A 22,986-nucleotide genomic window follows, 5' to 3' on the forward strand; every position below is an offset into this window, starting at 1 on the left:
GCGCTGGATGACTGTGCGATATTCCCCCGGCGGCTCAGCCGAGGGATGCGGAAGGTGGACGTTGTGGACAGTCCAGCAAGGGATCCGGCATCGGGGCCGGACCGTCCGGACGGACGATGGAAATCAGTTGTGTCGGCAGCACGGCCTCCGACGCCAGCGGGATGGCGGCTGGCTGCGGTGAACAGGTGTGGTCCTGCACGTGCTTGGCCGACTCGTCGGAATTGTCGTAATGGACATCGCCGTCGTCATCGTGGTGATGCGGGACGTGTTCGTCGTGCTCGATTTCGTGTGCCAGCGTCGTTTCGCCGGCAAGCACGTGCTCCCACTGCAGCGCGAAGCTTTGCAGAGGCAGGCACAGCATTAGCAGGATACAGAGCAGGTGGCGCACGATCGGGTCCTTGGGAGCTGCCGATTATAGCAGCAGGCGGAGGTGCGATATGTGTCGGTGATGCTTGGACACATGCTTGGGCTCGAAGCTCGGCAGACGATCGCGCGGGATAGCCAAGTTGAGCTTACTAGCGGGCGCCGGGACCTCGTCGGGCTTCAGTCGTTACGGTGATTCTTGCTGCCTTCGCCTTCATTTGCCAGATGATGGCTCAGTTCGGCCGACAGCATGTGGCCGGCCAGCACCTCTTGAGTTCGCCTGGCAAGACGTGTTTGCGAAGGTCCGACTCGGCGCCGTTGTTTTCAACCTGGGCTAGCAACTGGTCGATCAACTCAGGAGCGGGTACGCTGCTTTCTGTTTCCTAAGTATAGCCAAGGTTATTACGTCGGTCATGGAACAGTCCTATCAGGACTATTTCATGACCCCGTTCCAGACAGAAAATCTGACAGACTCCTGCCCTTGCGCTGGTTCGATCAATCGCAACTAGCGACGCCGGCGTCGTAGCCTCAACACCAGTGCTGCAAGAACCGCCGATCCGATGAATGAAAGGACAATGATATTAAACGCCTTTTCAACATTCATTCCAGGATCAAAAAAAAGTATGGAAATATAAACAATCACAACCACCAAGAAAGCAACGCCAAATGAAATGAGTGTTCTTTTCATGCGAATGGTTCCGCAACAGGGCAATTCAGGTAAACGCCGGCCTTATTGCCACCGGCCTGCACAACTTCCTCTACAAAGGATGCGCAGTTATTAGCGATGATGCCCCATAACCATGGCTTCTCTATCAGTTCATGCAATTTATCGTGGGCTCCCTGGGGATTAGGGAGCTTGACAGGCCAGCGGCGAATTTCGCGTTTTCCGTTCTCTTTCAAATAACGCTTGTAGCCGTCTCCGTTCATGAATTTGGGCACCTTGTAAAAACCAGCGATATGGACATACCAACTCCAGTGGCCACCGATGTGCAGCAGCGTATGCCCACATGCGTTGATGCCATCGCCTGACACGACGACAGCGCAAGTGTGCTGGAAGTCTGCCGTTTCGACTGGGCAGACCAACATTTGAGCACCATTATATGGTTGCGTCATGCAGTCCTCCGATTAGCAAACTCGATTGGCTGAGCAATCCCAGCCACCGGACGTGTTACCTTGTGCTCCGCCACTGATGGACTGGCGTATGTAGTTCCACTTTATTTTTGCATATGCTAGCTGAACCCGTTCGCTAATGATTCCGCTCTCTCCACTGTCAGGCGTGATACTCGCAATCATAAGGTTTTCCAGCTCGATCCGAAAATAAGGGATGGGATTGCCATTGCCATCTGCCCTCATGAACTCTAGAATCGCCCTTGGTAGAGTTTTACCGGTTGCGCAAGTCTGTAGTAGAACAGGAGAGGCTAGGTCGGCGAGCTTTTGAAAGGAAATAGGGTAAAGCTCAGCTCTACCACTTGTATGCCCTCCACCAGTCGATTCCACAGTGACTCTCGGCTGATGGATCGCGTAAAGTACGTTACATACCTCTATCCATTCCTTGTGCTTCTGATCCGCAGATTCTCCCTTGATTCCGTCAATCTGCAAGTATGCGTCGTTTGCCATGATGCCTTCCGTTGTATGTTCAACAAGGATTATTTTCCGGCTGAACAGGAGGCGGCTTGGCTTCAGGCAGAATGGTCCACGAGGAAAATCAATGAATAGGACTTATTGAGTGCAAGAGCTTGCGGAATATCGAAGCGACTGCTCGGCCAAGCGATGAATCACGTGAGCTGAGGGCCTTACTGTCTTGAGTTAGCACCTGCTTGAATCCGGCTAGTTGATCGTGTTCAGCGAAGCGATCCGCGGCTCCGCCGCGTCGCTTTCCAGCGGACCGCCGCCGGCTAGCCGGCGTCAACCGGCGCATTGAAACGGAGTGAACGAGCGCGCCCTTGGCGCGCGAGGCCGTTGAGGCGGAATTTCCGCAAAGCGGAAATCCCGTCTCAACGACAAATGGGCGATTCGGACAGGGCTACGCTTGCAAGCGTACGCCCTTCGAATCTCACACGGAGGGCACGCAGGTGCCCTCCTCGCTTCTGCCAGAATTCAAACGAAAAAACCGCCTCGCGGCGGTCTTTTGTTTTTCATTCTGGCGGAAGCGGCGGCAGCTTAACAAACTCTCGAAACCCGCATGAACGCTTGATAACACCCACAACACAACCAACGCACGCCACAAACATGTCCTAAAAAAATCCTTTATCCTGCTTAATCCACCTTAAACGTCCCGCGTCGAGCTTCTTGCAATGCCGCCCTTGTACACCAAGGATCACTTCGTAGTCGCGCGACCGAGATCTCCGTTTCGTCAAGCGGTATCTCAAGAATTGCTAACACGATCCTTTCAACTAGGATACTGAGATGATAGGTAGCGATCACAAGGCTATCCCCATTTACTGCAGTTCCGCCCGAGTGAGACAACTTATCTCGGATGTTCTTGAGTCCAGGCTCAGTGTCGCTACCATGGATTGGCCAAAGATCGTATGTAACAACCTCCCATTTCTTCAATACCTCATCAAGCTGTATTCTCAAGTCAACTTGCGGTCCAGCCTCAACACTTTTTATAAAACCTTGGATGCGCTCTGCAGCAGACCCGTCAGTATTTTTTTTGCTTCCTTCAACGCTGCTAGGACTTCATTTTTTGCCTGAATCACTTCATCAGACGGCTTCTTACCCGCGTATTTTCTGCAACTCTCCAGCCCATAAAACATCGCTCGAAACCGCTCTTCGTAATTGAGGTTTATATAGGGGACCAGACCCATTGAAATCTTCTCTATAGTACCTTTAAGAGATTCGCTCAGCCCAGAAAAATTCAGACATGCTTGCTCCGCAACTTTCATGAGCCGAGGTTTGTCGACAATATGTTTATTCGGCTCAATCGCATACGATTTAGGCGTGATTGGCATGAGGGGCTGCCGGATTACTTCAACCGTGCTGCTTCCCTGCTCCTCCCAACCGTTGACCGCGATTCTCTGGCGTATGAAGATCGATGGCACAACAAGAGCCCGTCTCAGCACCGCTGCCGCTGCCGCTGCGGCTAAGTCTGGCACTTTGGAAGCATCTGCAAGCTCCAAGATGAAACTGCAGCCTCCCTTTGACGTCACGTTATCAGCGTTTCTCCAGAACCGCCATTGCCTTAGAAAATTCGCACTTCCTACTTCAGGCAATGTAAGCGAGAAAAGGTCCTCAACCTGCGTTTCAGGTTTAAAGTCAACAGATGCAGCCTTAGCCATTCTAAGGTAAATTGCATCACTTATGGAAAAATTTACTTTCCTTTCACCTTGCGTCACTCGGACGCCATGAATTACCTCAATTTCACCAATAAGCTGAATGTTCATTTCAGCCAGCCCGGTATGCCGATTTAATTCAAAGTTTATTTCGTGATAGTGTATGTCTGTGATACTTATCTTTCTCCCATATCGGTCTTTACCACTTAATGAAAATGGCGTTTCCAAGTCTACTATTCGACCCGACTGAGAGAGGCTTATCGATATATTAACTGGTTGCCATGTTGCATCGGGCAATACAACTTTACAGGTGGCAGGGGTATGTTGTCCCGTAGCGGTAACTAAGGAACCGTCAAAATCAATAATTTGTTGCAGTGAAGAAATCATGATAGATGTGGTCGTTGCCGTACTGATACTATACTTCACCGCTTCGAAGGGCGTTTCTTGCTGCAAGAGTATGTGCTTAGCTGACGAGTTCCTGCCCTCCTGCTCTATTTAGCATGCCTTCCAAAAACACAAGAGCACTAGGGCAGGCCACTCTGCTCGCATTACCTCGTATAGTTGCAAAAACCTTTGCGTCAATGGCATGACGTCGGCGCATTGCACTTGACCACTATTCCATGATGAGAACGGACCTGATTGCTGCTCAGGAGCGCGAGGCGAAGCTGACGACGCTTAGCAACGCTCTCCAAATACTTGAGTAGCATGTCGAATTGCCAACGATGGCTGCAGCCGTCGTTGAAGCAGTACCAAGGTCCAGTCACGAGCGCGGCGGACGGTCGCGATTCCCAACCGAAGTCATGGTACAGACTCTGCGGATTGAGCCGCTATTAATCTCTCCGGCATGTGGAGGTAATTCCAGTTGCTCGATCGCTTGAGCTTCCAACGCTTTGCAGGCTGTGTGATCGAGCTAAATTCCGAACTTCACCACAATCTGGAATTTAAGGAGCGCCGGATTAAAATCGGCGCGAGCCGGCGCGTCTTTGATGCCGTCAATCGGCAGTATGCACGGCATCGCTATTTCTCCCGTGGCGGCCAAATGGTCAATACTTACATCGTCTAGGTGTCCAAACAGTCCCTGAGCAAGGAATGCGACGGTAGCAGGCGACAACGCCATGCCCGCCGAGTAGTCGTCACCAAAGCAGTGGCAGAATGATCAAGACGCACGCTGGACGAAGAAGCATGGCAAGTCCATTTCGGCTACAAGCTGTCGATAAGCGCAGATTAGTGGCGTAATGCACATCCAGCGCAAAGGCAGCCCGCTTTCAAGAATCAAATGCAACACCCTCATGCATTAAGGTGTTGCCATGCAGAGAAACTATAATCACCTGCTCCCACAAGACCATGATTTGCGGCTGCATGCCTATCTCAGGTCGTAAAGAGAAGCGCTCAGCGGCTCCGCTGCGTCGCTTTTGCGGCAGACCGCCGCCGACTAGCCGGCGTCAACCGGCGCATTGAAACGGAGGGAACGAGCGCGCCCCTGGCGCGCGAGGCCGTTGAGGCGGAATTTCCGCAAAGCGGAAATCCCGTCTCAACGACAAATGGGCGATTCGGACAGGGCTACGCTTGCAAGCGTACGCCCTTCGAATCTCACACGGAGGGCACGCAGGTGCCCTCCTCGCTTCTGCCAGAATTCCAAACGAAAAAACCGCCTCGCGGCGGTCTTTTTTTTTTCATTCTGGCGGAAGCGGTGAGATTCGAACTCACGAACGGCTCACACCGTCGGCAGTTTTCAAGACTGCTGCCTTCAACCACTCGGCCACGCTTCCTTCTGACTTCGGGGTTTCATCAAGCAAACCCCGAAGTGCCCCGCATTATACAGAAATCATTCCCCACCGCCAGAGCACACGGCAGAATCCGCCGCCCACCCCTTCTCCCGCAGCGCCCGCTCGAACTCCACGGGCGGCAGCGGCCGCGAGTACAGATAGCCCTGCACCTCGTCACACCCGGAGCGCTGCAGGAACCCTAACTGATCCGAAGTCTCCACCCCCTCGGCGATCACGCGCAGGGAAAGCTGCCGCGAAATGCTGATGATCGTGCTGGCGATGGCGCAGTCGCTGGCGTCGTGCGGGATGCCGGTGGTGAACGAGCGGTCGATCTTGAGCGTGTGGATCGGGAAGCGCTTCAGGTACGAGAGGCTCGAGTAGCCGGTGCCGAAATCGTCCAGCGACAGCGTGACGCCCAGCGCGGCGATGCGGTCCATGATGGCGATCACGCGGTCGATGTTGTGCATCAGCGTGCTCTCGGTGATTTCCAGTTCCAGCCACGCCGGTTCCAGGCCGTAGCGGCGCAGCGTGTCCTGCACGCGGTGCGGCAATGTCGGGGTGAATTCGCGGGCGGAGACGTTGACGGCGAGGCGGATCGGGCGCATGCCGGCGCGCTTCCAGGCCTGGGCCTGGGCGCACACAGCCTCCAATACCCACTCGCCTACCTGCACGACGAGGCCCGTGGCCTCGGCCAGCGGGATGAATTCGCCGGGGGCACCATGCCGCGCTCGGGGTGCTGCCAGCGCACGAGCGCTTCGGCGCCGATGATGCTGCCGTCCGTGATCGAGAACTTGGGCTGGTAGTGCAGCAGCAGCTCGCTGTTGCCGAGCGCCTGGCGCAGGCCCGATTCGATGCGCATGCGTTCGTGCATGCCCTGGTTCATGTCTTCGCTGTAGAACGCCACGCCATCCACTTCGGCGCCCTGCTTGGCGCGGTACATGGCGATGTCGGCCTGGCGCAGCAGCGTTTCGGCATCCAGGCCGTCTTCCGGGTAGACGCTGATGCCGATCGCGGCCCCCACGCGCAGGTCATGGCCATCGATCGAGAACGGTTGCGCCAGCGCCGCCATCAGCTTCTGGGCCACCGTGGTGGCCTCGTATTCCTGCGAGATCTCGAACAGGGCCACGGCGAATTCATCGCCGTTCAGGCGCGCCACCACGTCCTGGTCGCGCAGCGCCATGCGGAAGCGTTGCGCCACTTCGCGCAGCAACTGGTCGCCGGCCCCGCGGCCCAGCGTGTCGTTGATCAGTTTGAAACGGTTCAGGTCGATGAACAGCACGCAGCCGTGCGACTTGGTGCGCTGCGCAACCGAGAGTGCCTGGTCCACCAGCTTGGTGAGCAGCGTGCGGTTCGGCAGGCCGGTCAGCGCATCGTAGTAAGCCAGGTGGTGGATGCGTTCCTCAGCCTGCTTGCGCTCGGTGATGTCGGTCAGGTAGGCGATCAGGCCGGCGGAGCGCTCGTTCGCGTCGAACAGCGGCGAGAGCGACAGGCTGGCCCAGAACACCTCGCCGGACTTCTTCTTGCGCCGCACTTCCATCAGCCGGCCACCCTGCGCCAGGAACGGGTCGTGGAACGTGGGGTCTTCGTCGTCGTACAGGAACAGGATGTTGCGGCCGATCGCTTCCACGGCCGTGTAGCCGAACAGCCGCTCGGCGCCGCCGTTCCAGCTCGTGATGAAGCCATGCTGGTCCATCGTCACCACCGATTCGTGGATCTGGTCGAGGATCTGCGCCTGGTGCTGCAGCATCGCTTCCACCTGCGCATAGGCGTGGGTGGAGCGCTGGGCCAGCGAATGCACGTGCAGCACGCCGGCGGCCAGGCTGGCCAGGTATTCCAGGTTGCGGCGCTCGCAGGCGCCGTAGGTGCCGCTGGCCACTTCGAAGCGGCCGAAGGCGTGGCCGTCGTGCGCCACTTCCTGCACCAGCGCTTGCGGCGGCGTGGGCGCGGCGGGCGTGGCATCGGCGGGAACGTAGCGGGCCCACGGGCTGCCCGTCACTTCGCCGGCGATGCGGCCAAGTTCCGCGGCCAGCGCCGGGCCGCGCAGGCGCAGCACGGCGTCGCACAGCGCGGCGCTGCTGCCGAGGTAATCCGAGGTGTGGAGGGCTGTAGGCGGATGCAAAGACATCAAATGGTCCTGCTCACCTGGATCGCCCAGCGCCAGCCTTGCAACTGGCTCTGCCAGAACTGTTCGGGCGTCAGGCCGAGGGCCGCGATGGCGGCGGGGTCGGGTACCGGCTGTTCCACCAGCGCCAGCATGGCGCCGAACGGGCCGGCGCGGTCCAGCAGCGCGCCCACCACGTCCAGGTCCAGCGGCAGGGCCGCGACGATGTCCGCCATCGGCATCGCCAGCAGTTCGTCGAGCAGGGCGAATACACCCACCACGAAGGCCAGGTCCTGCCGGTCGCGGTCATGGCCCAGCAGGCTGCACAGCGCTTCCATCTGCGCCGCGCGCCGCGCCGCTTCGGGCAGCAGCAGGTTCGGCGAGCCATCCTGCTGGGGGCGCGCATACAGCAGCAACTGCAGCCAGCGCTGCAACTGGCGCCGGCCCAGCACATTGATCGCCTGGCTGAAATTATGGATCGGTTTCGTGAAGCCGAAGGCTGCCGAGTTGACAAGCTTGAGCAGGTGATACGACAGGGCCGGATCCTGCTTCAGCACGGATTCCAGTTCACGCGAATCGGCATCCTGCGCCAGCAGGCCGAGCAGCGATAACAGGCGCTTGCGGGTTGTGCCATCCCCGGCGCCATCCTTCGGATCGGTCGCCCGGCGGCGCGCATAAGGGCCGCTGAACCAGCCCATGCCCGCATCGCGGCAGGCGGCGAAACGGGCGGTATCGGCCACGCCGTGGGCCCAGTGCGGGCCGGGCAGGCTCAACAGGGAAAGCGCGGAAGGCAAGCCCGAGCCGCCGTGCGCAACGCCCTTGATGCCGGCCTGCGGCGCATGCACGCCCGCTTCACCTTCCACCAGCAGCCGGAAGCCCTGCTCCGCGAGCCCTGCGCAATGCTGGCGCACGGCGGCATCCTGCAGCGCGGCGGCCGGCACCTGGAGCACGATGCGGTCGGCAGGCAGCGATGTCACGAGCGCGGCGTCGATGGCCAGCGGTTCGGCAAGCGGCACGATGCAGTCGAGCGGCGCGAAGGCAGCCTGCGTTTCCGGCTGGCCCAGCAGGGCCAGCACGGCAGCGGTCGCGGTTTTCGGGCTGGATTGCACGGACAAGGCTGTCCACTGATGCCGGGTATCGGCTACGGCTTCCAGTCCCAGCACGGGGAACAGGTCGGGATCGAACATCATTTTCTCGGAGCGGTTGGGCGCAATGGTCATGCAGGGATTAACGGCTGGAAACCCGATTTGCGCAGGGCAACATGCCGATCATTGCCCACTGAATATTTCACGAAAGCAAAAGATGCACTTGGGAATATATCAGAAAACCACCGAAACACGCTCGTGCACCCTACAGAGTGCCCATATGCACCGCCAGATGTTCATTACCAACAACAGAAAAACGCTTATCTGTTGCTTACAAGTTACGGGCGTGTTGTACCGCAAATTTTATCAATTCGGCCTGCCCTTCGATGCCGAGCTTGCGCTTGATGTTCAGGCGGTGCGTTTCTACGGTGCGTACCGACAGGTCGAGTTCACGGGCGATCTGCTTGTTCGATTCGCCATTGGCGATGTGGCGCAGCACTTCCTGTTCACGCGTGGTCAGCTCTTCCTGGGATGGCGCGTGCACCAGCTGGCGGGCCAGCGCCGCGCTGTAATAGATGCCGCCGGAGGTGACGGTGTCGATCGCCACCACGATATCCTTGCCCGGCGCATCCTTCAGCACATAGCCACTGGCGCCTGCGGCCATCGCCTGCGACACATATTCCTGCTTGTCGTGCATCGACAGGATCAGCACCGCGATATCGGGGAACCGCTGCTGGAATGCCGCCGTGGCTTCGATGCCGTTCGTGCCGCGCATGTTGATGTCCATGAGCACCAGGCCCGGCGCATGTACGCGCGCCGCTTCCAGCGCCTCGGCGGCACTGCCGGCCTCCGCCACCACTTCGAAGTGCGGCACTGCTTCGAGCCGGGCGCGCAGGCCATCGCGCACCAGCGGGTGGTCGTCCACCAGCAAGATCCTGATCGTCATGTCATTGTCCATAGTCGATATGCGCCCGCACCGTGGTGCCGGCCGGGGAAGATTCCAGCTCCAGGCGCCCACCGATGGTTTCCATCCGCTCCATCATGTTGCGCAGGCCGATGCCGCGCTGGGGGTGCTGGGCGATGCCGGCCGCGTCGAAGCCCACGCCGTCGTCGCCGATCGACAGCGTCACGCCGCGCGGCGTGCCAGTCAGCGCGATGGCGATCCGGCTTGCCTGCGCGTGGCGCTCGATGTTCGTCAGCGCTTCCTGGGCGATGCGGAACAGCACCGTGTTTGCCGTTTCCGGCAGCCGCGCGGTGCTGCCGTTGGCGGCGAAGCGCACGGGCATGCCGCTGTCGTGCTGGAATTCCTCGGCCAGGTGGGCCAGCGCGGGCGCCAGGCCGATATCGTCCAGCACCGCCGGACGCAGGTTGTGCGAGATGCGGCGCACCTCGCCCAGCACCTTGTTCAGTTGTCCCGCCGTGTGCTCGAACACCGTCAACGCCTTCGCCGTTTGCGCAGGCTGGCCGGACAGGCGCTCGATGCCGGCCTCGATCTGCAGCTTGATCGACACGAGCCACTGGCTGATGCCGTCGTGCAGGTCGCGCGACAGGCGCGCCCTCTCCTCTTCCTGCGATTCGACCACGCGCTGGGCCAGGGCCTTCAGTTTTGCGTCGGCCACGCGCGATTCGGAAACGTTCAGGGCCAGGCCGGAGAACCCCACGGCCAGCGCCGACAGGATGGCGATCGCCGCGATCCACAGCATGGTCTTCTGGATATTGCCGCGCTGCTGCGTATCGATCCTGGCCAGTGCGCGCTCCACATCGTCCAGGTAGATGCCGGTGCCCAGCATCCAGCCCCAGCGCTCCATCGGGATCACGTAGCCCAGCTTCGCCACTTCCTGCCGCGTCGACGGCTTGACCCACTGGTAGCGTTCCAGCCCCCCGCCCGCCCGGGCCCGCGCCAGCAGCCGCACGAGTGTGGGGTTGCCGGCGCTGTCGCGCATCGCGTAGAGGTTGCGGCCCACGAGGTCGGGCTGGCGCGGGTGCATCAGGCTGTTGCCCTGCATATCGTAGACGAAGAAGTAGCCGTCGTCGCCGAAGGACAGCGAGGCGAGGATGCGCTTTGCTTCTGCCATCGTGGCGGCATCCGACCGGCCCGACTCGTACAGGTGCTCGACCGAATGCAAGGCCAGCGCCACGTAGTGCTTCAGCTCCGCTTCCTTGCTGGCGAGGTAGGCTTGCTCGATCGCTGCCTTCTGCTGCGTGGCCAGCAGCGCCGACTGGTGCCACACGGCCAGCGCGATCGCGCACAGGGCCAGGATCAGCGGCGTGATCGCGAGGAAGATGACTTTCTGGCGCAGTTTCATGCCGCGATTGTACGTTGCGCGCGGGGCTGGAATTCTACGTAATACTACGCAGCGCGTCTGCGTAGAAGTGCGCTTGTGGGAGATATACAGGTCGTGAATACTTAATATATAAGCTGCAATAGGGCTGCGCGTGAATCACTCACGGGCAAAGCGGCAAACCACTGGAGGAAACATGAACCCCGTAATGAAGAAATTCGGCTGGGCAGCGCTATCGCTGGCCGGCGCAAGCGCGTTGGGCGTGATCGCCCTGAAGCGCGGCGAGCCGATCAGCGCGATCTGGATCGTCATCGCCGCCGTCTGCGTGTACCTGATCGCCTACCGCTTCTACAGCCTGTTCATCGCGCGCGACGTGATGCAGCTCGACGCAAAGCGCATGACCCCGGCGTACAAGCACAACGACGGCCTCGATTACGTCCCCACCAACAAGAACGTGCTGTTCGGGCACCACTTCGCCGCCATCGCCGGCGCCGGCCCGCTGGTCGGCCCCGTGCTGGCCGCGCAGATGGGCTACCTGCCCGGCATGCTGTGGATCCTGGCCGGCGTGGTGTTCGCTGGCGCCGTGCAGGATTTCATGGTGCTGTTCCTGTCGATGCGCCGCGACGGCCGCTCGCTGGGTGACCTGATCAAGTCCGAGCTGGGGCCGATCCCCGGCAATATCGCGCTGCTGGGCACCTTCATGATCATGGTGATCATCCTGGCCGTGCTGGCGCTGATCGTGGTGAAGGCCCTCACCGGCTCGCCGTGGGGTTCGTTCACCGTGATGGCCACGATCCCGATCGCCATCTTCATGGGCATCTACTCGCGCTACATCCGCGTGGGCCGCATCGGCGAAGTCTCCATCATCGGCTTCGTGCTGCTGATGCTGGCCATCGTCGGCGGCCAGTACGTGCAGGAACACGAGGCGCTGGCGCCGATGTTCATGTTTACCGGCACCGAGCTGACCTGGATGCTGATCGGCTATGGGTTCATCGCCTCCGTGCTGCCCGTGTGGCTGCTGCTGGCGCCGCGCGATTATCTGTCCACGTTCCTGAAGATCGGCACCATCGTCGCGCTGGCACTGGGCATCATCATCGTGGCGCCCACGCTGCAGATGCCGTCGATCACGAAGTTCATCGACGGCACGGGCCCGGTCTGGTCCGGCAACCTGTTCCCGTTCCTGTTCATCACCATTGCCTGCGGCGCCGTCTCCGGCTTCCACGCGCTGATCTCTTCCGGCACCACGCCGAAGATGATCGAGAACGAAACGCATGCCCGCTTCATCGGCTATGGCGCGATGCTGATGGAATCGTTCGTCGCCATCATGGCCTTGATCGCCGCTTCCACCATCGAGCCGGGCATCTACTTCGCGATGAACAGCCCGGCCGCGCTGATCGGCACCACCCCCGAATCGGCTGCCGCGGCGATCTCGCAGTGGGGCTTCTACGTGACGCCGGAAATGCTCACGCAGATGGCCAAGGACGTGGGCGAGCACACCATCATCTCGCGCGCCGGCGGCGCACCGACGCTGGCGGTGGGCATGGCGCATATCCTGTCCAACGTGATCGGCGGCCAGGCCATGATGGCGTTCTGGTACCACTTCGCGATCCTGTTCGAGGCGCTGTTCATCCTGACCGCCGTGGACGCGGGCACGCGCGCCGGCCGCTTCATGCTGCAGGATCTGCTGGGCGCCTTTGCCCCGGCCATGAAAGAGACCGATAACCTGTTCGCCAGCCTCGTGGCGACCGCGCTGTGCGTGGCGGCGTGGGGCTACTTCCTGTACCAGGGCGTGGTCGATCCGCTGGGCGGCATCAACACGCTGTGGCCGCTGTTCGGCATCGCCAACCAGATGCTGGCCGGTATCGCGCTGATCCTCGCCACCGTGGTGCTGTTCAAGATGAAGCGCGCCCGCTATGCGTGGGTGACGATCGTGCCGACGATCTGGCTGCTGATCTGCACGCTGTATGCGGGCTGGCTGAAGGTGTTCGACGCGAATCCGAAGATCGGCTTCCTGTCCCACGCCGACAAGTACTCGGACGCGCTGGACAAGGGTGAGGTACTGGCCCCGGCCAAGTCGCTCGAGCAAATGGGCCAGGTGATCTTCAACGACTACATCAACGCCGGCCTGGCCGCCTTCTTCATGGTGGTCGTATTGTCGGTGCTGGTGTTCGGCGTGCGCATGGCGCTGCGTGCCCATGCCGCGGCCCATCCGAGCCACAAGGAAACGCCGCCGCAGATGATGCCGGCGCAATAAGCGGGAACGCCATGTTCGATGAAATCGTCAAGGCCGGGCGCTATCTCGGCCAGAGCATGCGGCTGATGGTGGGCTTGCCGGAGTACGACACCTACGTGTCGCACTGCCAGGCCACCCATCCGGACCAGCCGGTGATGAGCTACGAGGAGTTCTTCAAGGAGCGCCAGGAGGCCCGCTACGGCGGTGCCGGCAAGCGGGGCGGCTGCTGCTGACGCGGCACGCCGGCCCGTGACAATGAACGGCCCGGACGCGCAAGCGGCCGGGCCGTTTTTATTGTGGCCGGTTCAACCTGTTCCGGGAAACCGCTGCCTGTCAGTAATGCCGTTCAGTTAGTAAGATTCGATGTAGTTCACGGCGCTAACGTATTGGTGTCGGACACCGGCTTCTCGGTGTCCGACACCGGTTTTCGCATGATGTTGCCGATTTGCTGAGCGGAAAACCGGTGTCCGACACATTTTCCGGATAAAGCGCCCGGAAAAAATGTCCGAGACCAGGCACGCTAGTGCCAACTCAAATGGTCATGTCACCTTAACTGAACGGCATTACTGCCTGTCACCGTTTTTCGAGATAGGTCGCGAAGTTGGCGACGTAATCGTCCAGGTTCTGGCTCAGCATCTTCCGGTATTCCTCGGTGAAATAGCGGAGTGCGTCTTCCTTGTCCTTCTGCATCGAGTCAGCGCTGCTGGCCCCGTTGGCCACGATGAAGGCGTTAAAACGCGCAGCGGCGTACAGCAGCGATGCGCTGACGTTGCTGTTGGGCGCCTTCGTGCCCTGCTCGTTGGCCAGCCGGATGATGGCATCCGCCCGTTCCCAGAATGCCGCGTCAATACCGTTTTCGCTCATGGCTTGCTTTTTCCACATGAAAAACCGAGTGTAACTCGACAATTATCAACTTAACAATGGGAAATTTGCGACAGAAAACGTAGATGGGTATCAAGGTGTGATTTTTCTGAACAGTTAGAGTCTTTCCTGATGGAATCTTTCACCGGGGCCGACATGCTGAACTTCGAAAAATCAGGCCTGAGCAGGAAACTGACCCTCATCACCGTTCTCTCGACCGGCAGCGCCTTGCTGCTGGTATTTGCCGCGTTCGCGCTGGCCAGCGTGTTCAGCCACACGAAGAACCAGACTCGCCGGCTGACCTCGCTGGCGGACGTCATCGGCGTCCACAGCGTGGCACCGATGCTCGATGCGAACCGCGCCCGGGCCGAACAGGCACTGGCGGCACTCGTGGTGGATGACGAGATCACGCAGGCCGTGCTGTACGACCGCCACGGCAAGCCGTTCGCCACTTTTCCGGCTGGCGGCGCCGCGCTGGCGCTGGCGCCCGACGTGCTGGCGGCACTCGATATGGCGCAGCCGGGTGGACAGCAGGGTGGACAGGCGGGTGGGCAGCCAGATGCGCAGCCGCTGATGGCGCCGTTTTTCCAGTCGCTGATGCAGTCCTTCATGCAGTCCCTCGGGCACCCCGTCGGCCAGGGCTTTTCCCGCCAGGCGCGGGTCGTTCGCCCGGTCGGGGCCGCCGGCAACCTGGCGGGCGCGGTGATGATCGAAGCCAGTGGCGGCCGCATGTGGTTCGGCATGCTGGAAAGCCTGGGCATCACCGCGCTGGCCACCGGCATCTCGTTCGTGATGGCGCTGGTGCTGGCCAGGCGGTTCAAGGCCGGCATTGCGCAGCCGATCGGCGAATTGATCGCCGCCGCGCAGCGCGTGTCCACCAGCCAGTCCTATGCCCCGGTGCAGCACGAGCGCAGCGACGAGCTGGGCACGCTGATCGACAGCTTCAATGAAATGCTGGCGCAGATCGAATCGCGCGATGCCAGGCTGGCCCAGTATCGCGACCAGCTGGAACGCCAGGTCAGCGTGCGCACCGAACAGCTGGAGAAGGCCAAGAATGCCGCGGAAGCGGCCAGCCAGGCCAAGAGCGCCTTCCTTGCCACCATGAGCCATGAAATCCGTACGCCGATGAACGGCGTGCTGGGGATGACGGAGCTGCTGATGGGCACCGGCCTCACGGAGCGGCAGCGGCACTACACCAGCATGGTCAAGCGCTCCGGCGACCACCTGCTGGTGCTCATCAACGACATCCTCGATTTCTCGAAAGTCGAGGCGGGCAAGCTGACGGTGGAATACATCCACTTCAATTTCCGCGAACTGCTCGACGACATCGATTACGTGTTTTCGCCGCAGGCGCAGGCAAAGGGGCTGGCGCTGGAATTCGCGATCGCGCACGATATCCCCGTGGCCGTGATCGGCGATCCGAACCGGCTGCGCCAGGTGATCGTCAACCTGCTGGGCAATGCGATCAAGTTCACCGACGCGGGCCGCATCACGGTGCGCATCGCCGTCACCGGCGAGGATGCCCAGTCGGTCGGCCTGCGCGTGGAAGTGCACGATACCGGCGTGGGCGTGTCGTGCGATGCCCGCACGCGCATCTTCGATTCGTTCTCGCAGGCCGATGGCTCCACGACCCGCAAGCATGGCGGCACGGGCCTCGGGCTGGCGATCTCCAAGCAGCTGGTGGAACTGATGGGTGGCGCGATCGGCGTCGACAACGCGCTGGTCCGTGGCTCGATCTTCTGGTTCACCGTGCGCTTCGACAAGCGCCTCGTCGATGTGGACGACGCGTCGTTCAACCAGAAAACCACGAAGGGCCTGCGCGCGCTCGTCGTCGATCCCGGCACCGATGCGCGCGCCGCGCTGGAAAGCCAGCTGGCGCGCTGGCACCTGAAACCGGACAGCGCCGGCACTGCCGACGAAGCGTTGCGCATGCTGCGCGCCGGCGTCGACTGCGGCCAGCCCTACGACGTAGCGCTGCTGGACATGGAATTGCCGCAGATCGGCGGCCTGGCGCTGGCGGCGGAGATCAAGGGCGATGCGGCGCTGGCGCCCGTCCGCCTGCTGCTGCTGTCGACCGAGCACAATGCCGCCGACACGGTGCAGCGGCGCGAAGCCGGCGTGGCCTTCCAGCTGATCAAGCCGGCGCGCCCGAGCGACCTGTACGACTGCATCGTGACGCCGTTGCGTGCCAGCGAAGGCATGCGTACCGCTTCGCCGCCACAGCCGGACCTGCTGCCGCAGCTGCTGTCGCAATCGCTGGTGCCGGGGGAGCCGCGGCCGGCCACGCGGCAACGGCACAAGGTGCTGGTGGCCGAGGACAATCCGGTCAACGTGGAAGTGGCCTGCGCCATGCTGGAAGCGATGGGCCTCGACGTGTGCGCCGTCGGCAACGGCGAGGAAGCGCTGGCGGCCGCGAAGGCGGACGACTTCGACCTGGTGCTGATGGATTGCCAGATGCCGGTGATGGATGGCATGGCCGCCACCGCCGAGATCCGCCGCCACGAACAGCAGCAGGGCCGCGTGCTCCAATTGCCCGTCATCGCGATCACCGCCAACGCGCTGCAGGGCGACCGCGAAACGTGCCTTGCCGCGGGCATGGACGACTACCTGTCGAAACCGTTCACCCAGGCAGCGCTGTCCGGCACGCTGGCACGCTGGATCGCATTGCCGCGCGCCACGCTGGTGCATCATGGCGACGCGCCGGGAGCGGCGGACGGCACCGAAGCGCCACCGGGCACGGCGCCGAAACCGGCGGGCTGTTCGATCAACCGCCGAGCCCTCGAAGCCATCCGCGGCCTCAGTGCGGACAAGGGCGAGGTGCTGGTGCAGCGCGTGCTGCACGCGTTCATCGACGATACGCCCATTCGCCTGGCATCGCTGCATGAGGCGATCGCAACCAGCAATGCGGGCGCCCTGCGCAAGGCCGCCCATAGCCTGAAATCGTCGAGCGCCAATGTCGGCGCCGACATGCTGGCCCAGCTGAGCCGGGAGATGGAACAGCTGGGCCGCACCGACACCACCAGTGGCGCCGCCGCCCTGCTCTCGACGATGGAGCGGGAATTCACGGCCGTGCGCGACACGCTTACTTCGATATTCGTCAAGGAGACCTAGAATGGCAGCGCCCTTCCCTCAACGCGGCACCGTGCTGGTGGCGGACGACGACCCCGTCATGCGCCTCCTCATGCAGGAGATGCTGGCCCAGGTCGGACTGGACACGATCGAAGCCGAAGATGGCGAGCAGGCCCTGGCCTGCTTCGACCGGCTTGCGCCCGACCTCGTGCTGCTCGACGTGGAAATGCCGCGGCTGGATGGCTTTGGCGTCTGCCGGGAGATCCGCAGCCGCGAGCAGGCCCGCGGCCAGGCCGCCGCGGTGCCGATCGTGATGGTGACCGGCGACGACGACCTGCAAGCCGTCACGCTGGCCTACGAGGCGGGCGCCACGGATTTCGTGTCGAAGCCGATCAACTGGCCGATCCTGGGCCACCGCGTGCTGTATGTGCTGCGCGCCAGCGACGCCATCGCCCGCCTGCGCATCGCCGATGCGCACAACCGTGCCGTGCTGGCGGCGATCCCGGACACGTTCTTTCGCATGAACCCCGAAGGCTACTACCTCGATTACGAGCAGGGCCATGATGCCGGCGCCGCGTTCACCAAGCAGCAGTGTGTGGGCCGGCACGTGCGCGACGTGCTGCCGCGCGGGATCGCCGACCGCCTGCTCGACCAGCTCAGATCCGTGCTCGATACCCATTCGATCCGCTCGGTCGACTATGCGCTGGAGCGCGACGACACGGTGCACCATTTCGAGGCCCGCCTCGTCAGCACGGGCGCCGGTGAAGTGCTCGGGCTGGTGCGCGACATCAGCGAACGCAAGCGCACCGAGGAACAGATCCGGCGCCTGGCGTATTGCGACAGCCTGACCGGCATCCCGAACCGGCAGGCGTTCCTGGAAATGCTGGAGCGCGAACTGGTGCGCTCGCGCGAGCACGATCGCAAGTTTGCGATCCTGTTCATGGACCTCGATGCATTCAAGCGCATCAACGACACGCTGGGACACAACGTGGGCGACCTGCTGCTGAAGGCGGTGTCGGAGCGGCTGCATGAAACGATCCGCCCCGGCGACGTGGTCGTGCACCAGGCGGCGGGCGAGCCGCCGCGCGGCGGACCGGAACGGCGCGGCAACAACCTTGCCCGGCTCGGCGGCGACGAGTTCACGATCCTGATTCCCGACCTGGAGCGCGTGGAAGACGCGCTGAACGTGGCCCACCGCGTCAAGGAAGCGATGCGGCGGCCGTTCCACCTGGACGGGCACGAGATCTGCGTCACCGCCAGCATCGGCATCTCGCTGTACCCGCATGACGGCGACGATGCCACCTCGCTGCTGAAGTACGCGGACACGGCGATGTACCATGCCAAGAACTGCGGCAAGAACAACGCCAAGCTGTACTGCTCCGCGCTGACGACGCGGATCATGAGCCACGTGAAGCTGGAGACCGGCCTGCGCCGCGCGCTGCAGAACAACGAGCTGTACCTGCACTACCAGCCGCAGATCGACGTGCGCAGCGCGCAGCTGGTGGGCGTCGAGGCGCTGTTGCGGTGGCGCCATCCGGAACTGGGGCTGGTTGCGCCGGATGACTTCATCCCGCTGGCGGAGGAAACGGGGCTGATCGTGCCGATCGGCGCCTGGGTGCTGCGCACCGCATGCATGCAGGTGCGCGCCTGGCAGGAGCAGAGCGGCCGCGCCGTGCGCGTTGCCGTGAACCTGTCGGCACGCCAGTTCAAGGATGAGAACCTGGCGCAGACGGTGCTGTCGGTACTGGACGAAACAGGCCTCGACCCACGCCTGCTGGAACTGGAACTGACCGAGGGCACGCTGATGGACGATGCGCAGGCCACGCTGTCCACGCTCGAACAGTTGCGCGCGATCGGTGTCTACCTGTCGATCGACGATTTCGGCACCGGCTATTCGTCGATGAATTACCTGAAGCGCTTCGACGTGCGCGCGTTGAAGATTGACCGCAGCTTCATCAGCGGCCTGCCGGAAGATTCCGAGAACGCCGCGATCACGCGCGCCATCATCGCGATGGCGCACGGCCTGAAGCTGGCCGTGGTGGCCGAGGGCGTGGAAACCGCCGAGCAGTTGCAGCTGCTGCAGCAGTATGGTTGCGACCTGGCGCAGGGCTACCTGCTCGGGCACCCGTCACCCGAGGAAGCGATCGGCGAGCTGTTGATGGGCGCCTGCGAGACCGTGGTCCGCTAGCAGCTGGTGTCCGACACTATTTCCGCTTCGCGGAAATAGTGTCGGACACCGGTTTTCTTCACTGGAGCTACGTACTGCGCCGGTCCAGCATCGCCCGCGCGATCGTGCCGGCGTCCACGTATTCAAGTTCGCCGCCCACGGGCACGCCGCGTGCCAGCCGGCTCACGGCCAGGCCGCGCGCCTTCAGCATCTCGCTGATGTAGTGCGCGGTGGCCTCGCCTTCGTTCGTGAAGTTCGTGGCCAGCACCACTTCGCCGACGACACCGTCGGCGGCACGGGCCAGCAGCTTTTCCAGGTGGATGTCCTTCGGGCCGATGCCGTCGAGCGGCGACAGGCGGCCCATCAGCACGAAGTACAGGCCCTTGTACGTCAGCGTCTGCTCGATCATCACCTGGTCGGCCGGTGTTTCGACGACGCACAGCAGGCGGCGGTCGCGTGCCTCGTCGGCGCACATGTCGCAGACCTCGGCTTCGGTAAACGTATTGCACAGCGCGCAGTGATTGACCGATTCGACAGCCTGGTACAACGCGCGTGACAGCATTGCCGCGCCTTCGCGGTCATGCTGCAGCAGGTGGAATGCCATCCGCTGCGCCGACTTCGGCCCCACGCCGGGCAGCCGGCGCAGCGCCTCGGTAAGGTATTCCAGCGATTTCGCCATGGATCAGGTCAATTTTCCGGTTCGCGTGTCAAGCCTGGGGCGCGGGCAGGTAGGTTTCCAGCCCGTCCGCCGCCATCGTCGGCACGAATTCGGTGATCGTGTAGCTGGCCGCGCCGGCCTGCTTGAACGGGTCCAGCTCGATCACCGCTTCCACGTCCGCGCGGCTGTCGGCATCGGCGATGATGATGCCGCCGGTGCGCGGCACCATCCGGCCCGACAGCACGAACATGCCGTTCGCATACTGCTCACGCAGGAAAGCGCGGTGCGCGGCGAGGAGACCGTCGATCTCCTCGTTGGGCTTCAGGTAGGTCAGCGTGACGATGAACATGGCGCGCCCCGTGCAGCCGTCAGAACGGCATCTTGAAGCCGGCCGGCAGGTTCATGCCGGAGGTCAGGCCGCTCATTTTCTCGGCGGCGGTGGCTTCGGCCTTGCGCACGGCATCGTTGAAGGCGGCGGCGACCAGGTCTTCCAGCATGTCCTTGTCGTCGGCCAGCAGCGACGGGTCGATCGACACGCGCTTGACGTCGTTCTTGCAGGTCATGACGACCTTCACCAGGCCGGCGCCGGACTGGCCTTCCACCTCGATGGAAGCCAGCGATTCCTGCGCCTTCTTCATATTGTCCTGCATTGCTTGTGCCTGTTTCATCAGGCCGGCGAGCTGGTTCTTCATCATGATGTATTTCTCCGTATCGGTTGATAGATTGGTAGGTCGGCTCGATGCGCCGGTGGGGTTAATCGCTCAGTGCCCGGATCAGTGCGCAGGTGTAACGGGCGCGATGATCGAGCCGGGCACGACGAAGGCGCCGAATTCGCGCACCATCGCCTGCACGAACGGATCGTTGTTCACCGTGTCCTCGGCCTGGCGCTGGCACGCTTCGCGGTGTACCTGCTGCTCGGCGGCGGTGGTATACCACACCGGGCCGAGTTCCGTCTCCACGCGCGCGGGGCGCGCGAAGCGCTCGGCCAGCGCGGCGGTCAGTTTTTCCACGTTCGGCGCCGTGCGCCATGTATCGATCGGGCAGCGCAGGTGGAACACGACGGCATTGCCGTCGATCCTGCATGCGATCAGCTCGGCCTGCGTGGCCAGCTGCTGGGCCACGCCGCGCAGCGGCAGGTGCGCGGCCAGCAGCGGCCAGTTGCCATCCCATGCCAGTTCGGGAACGGGCGTGACCACATAGGCATACGGGGCCTGTGCCGGCGCCTGCTGGCGAGCCGGTGCGGGCGCGGGTGCCGGCGCAGGCGCCTCGGCGCGTGCATTCGTGGACGCCGCCGGATGCGCCGCATACGCCGGTGCCGACGGCGCTTCGGCGCGCAGGCCGGCATGATGCGATGCGGCCGGCGGCGCGCGATGGCCCGGTGCCGCGACGGCGCTGTCATCGGAGAATTCAGTGACCCAGGGCGGCAGGTCATCGTCCGGCGGGGCCGGACGCGCCTGTGGCTGCGCGGGCTGCACCGCGGGCGGCGCTTCCAGCACGGCGGCTTCGCCTTGCGGCTGGGCCTCTTCCCACGGCAGCGGCCTGCCCGGCGCGGACGTTGGCGCCGGTGCCTGTGGCATGGCCGTTTGCGGCGGGGCGGCTTCCGGCTCCGCGGTGCGCATCGGCGGCCGCCCGCCGGTGCGTGCCAGCGTGGCGGCCCGGGCTGCTTCGAGCGCCGCATTGATCGCGGCACGCGCCGGGCTCACGGGGCCGGATGGACGCGCCGCGGCCACGGGTGCCGGTGGCACGGGTGCGGCAGCGGGTGCAGAGACGGGCGCAGTTGCGGGAGCGGATACCGGAACCGATGCTCGAGGCGCGGCGGCTGCCGGCGGCGGCGTGACAGCCGCGTGGCTGCCCGCTGGAGCGCCAGCGGCACGTGGCGCGGCCGACGGTGCCGAGGGTGCCGCGGCGGCGGCGGCCGCGCGGGCCGGTGAGCCACCCGCGGCCGGGCGTGACATTACCGGCGTGTTGGCCGGGGCACCGCCGGGTGCCGCCTCGGCGCCACCGACGCCGGGGCGAAAGGCCAGCATCCGCAGCAGCGTCATCGAGAAGCCGGCATATTCGTCCGGCGCCAGCCCCAGCTCGTTGCGGCCATGGACGGCGATCTGGTAATACAGCTGCACTTCTTCCGCGTCGAACACAGCGGCGAGGCGGATGATGTCCGCGTGTTCGGGCAAGTCTTCCGGCACGGCCGCCGGCACCGTCTGTGCCAGCGCGATGCGGTGCAGCAGCGTGCCCAGGTCCTGCAGCGCGCCGTTGTACGACAGGCTGCGGCTGGCCATTTCATCGGCCACCGCCATCAGGTCGGCGCCATCGCGGTTCGCCAGCGCATCGAGCAGTCGCACGAGATACGACTGGTCGAGCGCGCCCAGCATGCCCTGCACCGCGTCCAGCGTGACGGCGCCGGCCGCGTAGGCGATCGCCTGGTCCGTCAGCGACAGCGCATCGCGCATCGAGCCATGGGCGCCCTGCGCCAGCAGGCGCAAGGCCGGCTGCTCGAAGGTCACCCCTTCCTGGCCGAGGATGTTTTCCAGGTGGCCCACGATATGCCCTGGCGGCATCTGCTTCAGGTTGAATTGCAGGCAGCGCGACAGCACGGTGACGGGGATCTTTTGCGGATCGGTCGTCGCCAGGATGAATTTCACGTGCTCGGGCGGCTCTTCCAGCGTTTTCAGCATGGCGTTGAACGCGTGGTTCGTCAGCATGTGCACCTCGTCGATCATATAGACCTTGAAGCGCGCATTGCTCGGTGCGTAGACGGCCTGTTCGAGCAGCTGCGCCATCTCGTCCACACCGCGGTTCGACGCCGCATCCATCTCTATATAGTCGACGAAGCGGCCGCCATCGATCGCGCGGCAGGCCTCGCACACGCCGCAGGGGGTGGCGGTGATGCCGCCATTGCCGTCCGGCCCCGTGCAGTTCAGCGATTTCGCCAGGATGCGCGACAGCGTGGTCTTGCCCACCCCGCGCGTGCCGGTGAACAGGTAGGCGTGATGCAGGCGCCCCGTGCCCAACGCGTGCGTCAGTGCACGCACGACGTGCTCCTGGCCGACGAGCGTTTCAAAGTTGCGGGGACGGTACTTGCGAGCGAGGACTTGATAGGACATGCCGGGATTTTACCGCAGACCAGGC

18 protein-coding genes, 1 tRNA gene and 1 pseudogene are annotated in these 22,986 nt (G+C 63.0%); 5 read left to right on the top strand and 15 right to left on the bottom strand.

Features of this window, described 5'->3' with window-relative positions; all coding sequences use genetic code 11:
- Positions 1 to 34 precede the first annotated feature (34 nt).
- The 5 genes from EWM63_RS04665 to EWM63_RS04685 all read right to left on the bottom strand — a co-directional run bounded on the left by EWM63_RS04665 (position 35) and on the right by EWM63_RS04685 (position 4,088).
- Positions 35 to 388 (bottom strand): hypothetical protein, encoded by a 354-nt coding sequence (locus EWM63_RS04665; RefSeq protein WP_130185497.1) that lies wholly within the window; start codon positions 386 to 388, stop codon positions 35 to 37.
- A 480-nt stretch (positions 389 to 868) separates the two neighbouring features.
- Positions 869 to 1,051 (bottom strand): hypothetical protein, encoded by a 183-nt coding sequence (locus EWM63_RS04670; protein ID WP_130185498.1) that lies wholly within the window; start codon positions 1,049 to 1,051, stop codon positions 869 to 871.
- Positions 1,048 to 1,476 (bottom strand): hypothetical protein, encoded by a 429-nt coding sequence (locus EWM63_RS04675; protein WP_130185499.1) that lies wholly within the window; start codon positions 1,474 to 1,476, stop codon positions 1,048 to 1,050. The genes EWM63_RS04670 and EWM63_RS04675 overlap by 4 nt, the downstream gene beginning before the upstream one ends.
- A gap of 12 nt (positions 1,477 to 1,488) precedes the next feature.
- Entirely contained in the window at positions 1,489 to 1,980 is a 492-nt protein-coding gene (locus EWM63_RS04680; protein WP_130185500.1) for an Hcp family type VI secretion system effector, read from the bottom strand.
- 989 nt (positions 1,981 to 2,969) lie between these two features.
- Positions 2,970 to 4,088, bottom strand: coding sequence for a hypothetical protein (locus tag EWM63_RS04685; RefSeq protein WP_130185501.1), 1,119 nt, complete (start codon positions 4,086 to 4,088; stop codon positions 2,970 to 2,972).
- A 409-nt stretch (positions 4,089 to 4,497) separates the two neighbouring features.
- Between EWM63_RS04685 and EWM63_RS04690 the strand changes: the two genes are divergently transcribed.
- Positions 4,498 to 4,698, top strand: coding sequence for a hypothetical protein (locus EWM63_RS04690; RefSeq protein ID WP_130185502.1), 201 nt, complete (start codon positions 4,498 to 4,500; stop codon positions 4,696 to 4,698).
- A 616-nt stretch (positions 4,699 to 5,314) separates the two neighbouring features.
- Here EWM63_RS04690 and EWM63_RS04695 read toward each other — a convergent pair.
- From EWM63_RS04695 to EWM63_RS04715, 5 genes and pseudogenes are all read right to left on the bottom strand, one after another.
- Positions 5,315 to 5,404, bottom strand: a tRNA-Ser gene (locus EWM63_RS04695).
- 56 nt (positions 5,405 to 5,460) lie between these two features.
- Positions 5,461 to 7,526, bottom strand: a pseudogene (locus EWM63_RS04700) (putative bifunctional diguanylate cyclase/phosphodiesterase).
- Positions 7,526 to 8,722, bottom strand: a complete 1,197-nt coding sequence (locus EWM63_RS04705) for an HDOD domain-containing protein (RefSeq protein WP_229487730.1) — start codon at positions 8,720 to 8,722, stop codon at positions 7,526 to 7,528. Before EWM63_RS04705 ends, EWM63_RS04700 begins: the two are co-directional and overlap by 1 nt.
- A 196-nt stretch (positions 8,723 to 8,918) precedes the next feature.
- Positions 8,919 to 9,533, bottom strand: coding sequence for a response regulator (locus EWM63_RS04710; protein ID WP_229487731.1), 615 nt, complete (start codon positions 9,531 to 9,533; stop codon positions 8,919 to 8,921).
- Position 9,534: 1 nt separating this feature from the next.
- On the bottom strand, positions 9,535 to 10,893 hold the full coding sequence (locus tag EWM63_RS04715) for a cache domain-containing protein (RefSeq protein ID WP_130185504.1): 1,359 nt from the start codon (positions 10,891 to 10,893) through the stop codon (positions 9,535 to 9,537).
- 172 nt (positions 10,894 to 11,065) lie between these two features.
- Between EWM63_RS04715 and EWM63_RS04720 the strand changes: the two genes are divergently transcribed.
- Both EWM63_RS04720 and EWM63_RS04725 read left to right on the top strand, forming a co-directional pair.
- Positions 11,066 to 13,123: a carbon starvation CstA family protein gene (locus EWM63_RS04720; RefSeq protein ID WP_130185505.1), complete on the top strand. Its 2,058-nt coding sequence runs from the start codon at positions 11,066 to 11,068 to the stop codon at positions 13,121 to 13,123.
- Between the two features lie 11 nt (positions 13,124 to 13,134).
- Positions 13,135 to 13,335 (top strand): YbdD/YjiX family protein, encoded by a 201-nt coding sequence (locus EWM63_RS04725; RefSeq protein ID WP_130185506.1) that lies wholly within the window; start codon positions 13,135 to 13,137, stop codon positions 13,333 to 13,335.
- A gap of 340 nt (positions 13,336 to 13,675) precedes the next feature.
- Here the strand turns inward: EWM63_RS04725 and EWM63_RS04730 are convergent, their stop codons facing one another.
- Complete coding sequence (locus tag EWM63_RS04730) at positions 13,676 to 13,966, bottom strand: DUF3144 domain-containing protein (RefSeq protein ID WP_130185507.1); 291 nt, start codon at positions 13,964 to 13,966, stop codon at positions 13,676 to 13,678.
- A gap of 129 nt (positions 13,967 to 14,095) precedes the next feature.
- Here EWM63_RS04730 and EWM63_RS04735 point away from each other — a divergent pair, with 129 nt between their 5' ends.
- Together EWM63_RS04735 and EWM63_RS04740 are read left to right on the top strand one after the other, a co-directional pair.
- Complete coding sequence (locus EWM63_RS04735; RefSeq protein WP_307720822.1) at positions 14,096 to 17,074, top strand: hybrid sensor histidine kinase/response regulator; 2,979 nt, start codon at positions 14,096 to 14,098, stop codon at positions 17,072 to 17,074.
- 1 nt (position 17,075) lies between these two features.
- The gene (locus tag EWM63_RS04740; protein WP_130185508.1) at positions 17,076 to 19,220 is read left to right on the top strand and encodes a putative bifunctional diguanylate cyclase/phosphodiesterase; all 2,145 of its coding nucleotides are present in this window, start codon (positions 17,076 to 17,078) and stop codon (positions 19,218 to 19,220) included.
- Positions 19,221 to 19,287: 67 nt separating this feature from the next.
- Here EWM63_RS04740 and recR read toward each other — a convergent pair whose 3' ends face one another.
- From recR to dnaX, 4 genes are all read right to left on the bottom strand, one after another.
- Positions 19,288 to 19,878 (bottom strand): recombination mediator RecR, encoded by a 591-nt coding sequence (gene recR, locus EWM63_RS04745; RefSeq protein WP_130185509.1) that lies wholly within the window; start codon positions 19,876 to 19,878, stop codon positions 19,288 to 19,290.
- A 28-nt stretch (positions 19,879 to 19,906) separates the two neighbouring features.
- A complete protein-coding gene (locus EWM63_RS04750) occupies positions 19,907 to 20,206 on the bottom strand; it encodes a YciI family protein (protein ID WP_130185510.1) in 300 nt (99 codons plus the stop codon).
- Positions 20,207 to 20,225: 19 nt separating this feature from the next.
- Positions 20,226 to 20,552, bottom strand: a complete 327-nt coding sequence (locus tag EWM63_RS04755) for a YbaB/EbfC family nucleoid-associated protein (protein WP_130185511.1) — start codon at positions 20,550 to 20,552, stop codon at positions 20,226 to 20,228.
- Positions 20,553 to 20,630: 78 nt separating this feature from the next.
- On the bottom strand, positions 20,631 to 22,961 hold the full coding sequence (dnaX, locus tag EWM63_RS04760; RefSeq protein ID WP_130185512.1) for a DNA polymerase III subunit gamma/tau: 2,331 nt from the start codon (positions 22,959 to 22,961) through the stop codon (positions 20,631 to 20,633).
- Positions 22,962 to 22,986 lie beyond the last annotated feature (25 nt).

The sequence above is a fragment of the Pseudoduganella lutea genome, from assembly GCF_004209755.1.
Taxonomy (GTDB): Bacteria; Pseudomonadota; Gammaproteobacteria; order Burkholderiales; family Burkholderiaceae_D; genus Rugamonas; species Rugamonas lutea.

Bases quoted from the DNA above. Each gene is read 5' to 3' on its own strand.
- EWM63_RS04710 (WP_229487731.1), bottom strand. From the start codon at position 9,533: ATGACGATCAGGATCTTGCTGGTGGACGACCACCCGCTGGTGCGCGAT.
- EWM63_RS04725 (WP_130185506.1), top strand. From the start codon at position 13,135: ATGTTCGATGAAATCGTCAAGGCCGGGCGCTATCTCGGCCAGAGCATG.
- EWM63_RS04675 (WP_130185499.1), bottom strand. From the start codon at position 1,476: ATGACGCAACCATATAATGGTGCTCAAATGTTGGTCTGCCCAGTCGAA.
- EWM63_RS04740 (WP_130185508.1), top strand. From the start codon at position 17,076: ATGGCAGCGCCCTTCCCTCAACGCGGCACCGTGCTGGTGGCGGACGAC.
- EWM63_RS04680 (WP_130185500.1), bottom strand. From the start codon at position 1,980: ATGGCAAACGACGCATACTTGCAGATTGACGGAATCAAGGGAGAATCT.
- EWM63_RS04715 (WP_130185504.1), bottom strand. From the start codon at position 10,893: ATGAAACTGCGCCAGAAAGTCATCTTCCTCGCGATCACGCCGCTGATC.
- EWM63_RS04730 (WP_130185507.1), bottom strand. From the start codon at position 13,966: ATGAGCGAAAACGGTATTGACGCGGCATTCTGGGAACGGGCGGATGCC.
- EWM63_RS04670 (WP_130185498.1), bottom strand. From the start codon at position 1,051: ATGAAAAGAACACTCATTTCATTTGGCGTTGCTTTCTTGGTGGTTGTG.
- EWM63_RS04735 (WP_307720822.1), top strand. From the start codon at position 14,096: ATGGAATCTTTCACCGGGGCCGACATGCTGAACTTCGAAAAATCAGGC.
- EWM63_RS04720 (WP_130185505.1), top strand. From the start codon at position 11,066: ATGAACCCCGTAATGAAGAAATTCGGCTGGGCAGCGCTATCGCTGGCC.
- EWM63_RS04750 (WP_130185510.1), bottom strand. From the start codon at position 20,206: ATGTTCATCGTCACGCTGACCTACCTGAAGCCCAACGAGGAGATCGAC.
- EWM63_RS04755 (WP_130185511.1), bottom strand. From the start codon at position 20,552: ATGATGAAGAACCAGCTCGCCGGCCTGATGAAACAGGCACAAGCAATG.
- dnaX (WP_130185512.1), bottom strand. From the start codon at position 22,961: ATGTCCTATCAAGTCCTCGCTCGCAAGTACCGTCCCCGCAACTTTGAA.
- EWM63_RS04705 (WP_229487730.1), bottom strand. From the start codon at position 8,722: ATGACCATTGCGCCCAACCGCTCCGAGAAAATGATGTTCGATCCCGAC.
- recR (WP_130185509.1), bottom strand. From the start codon at position 19,878: ATGGCGAAATCGCTGGAATACCTTACCGAGGCGCTGCGCCGGCTGCCC.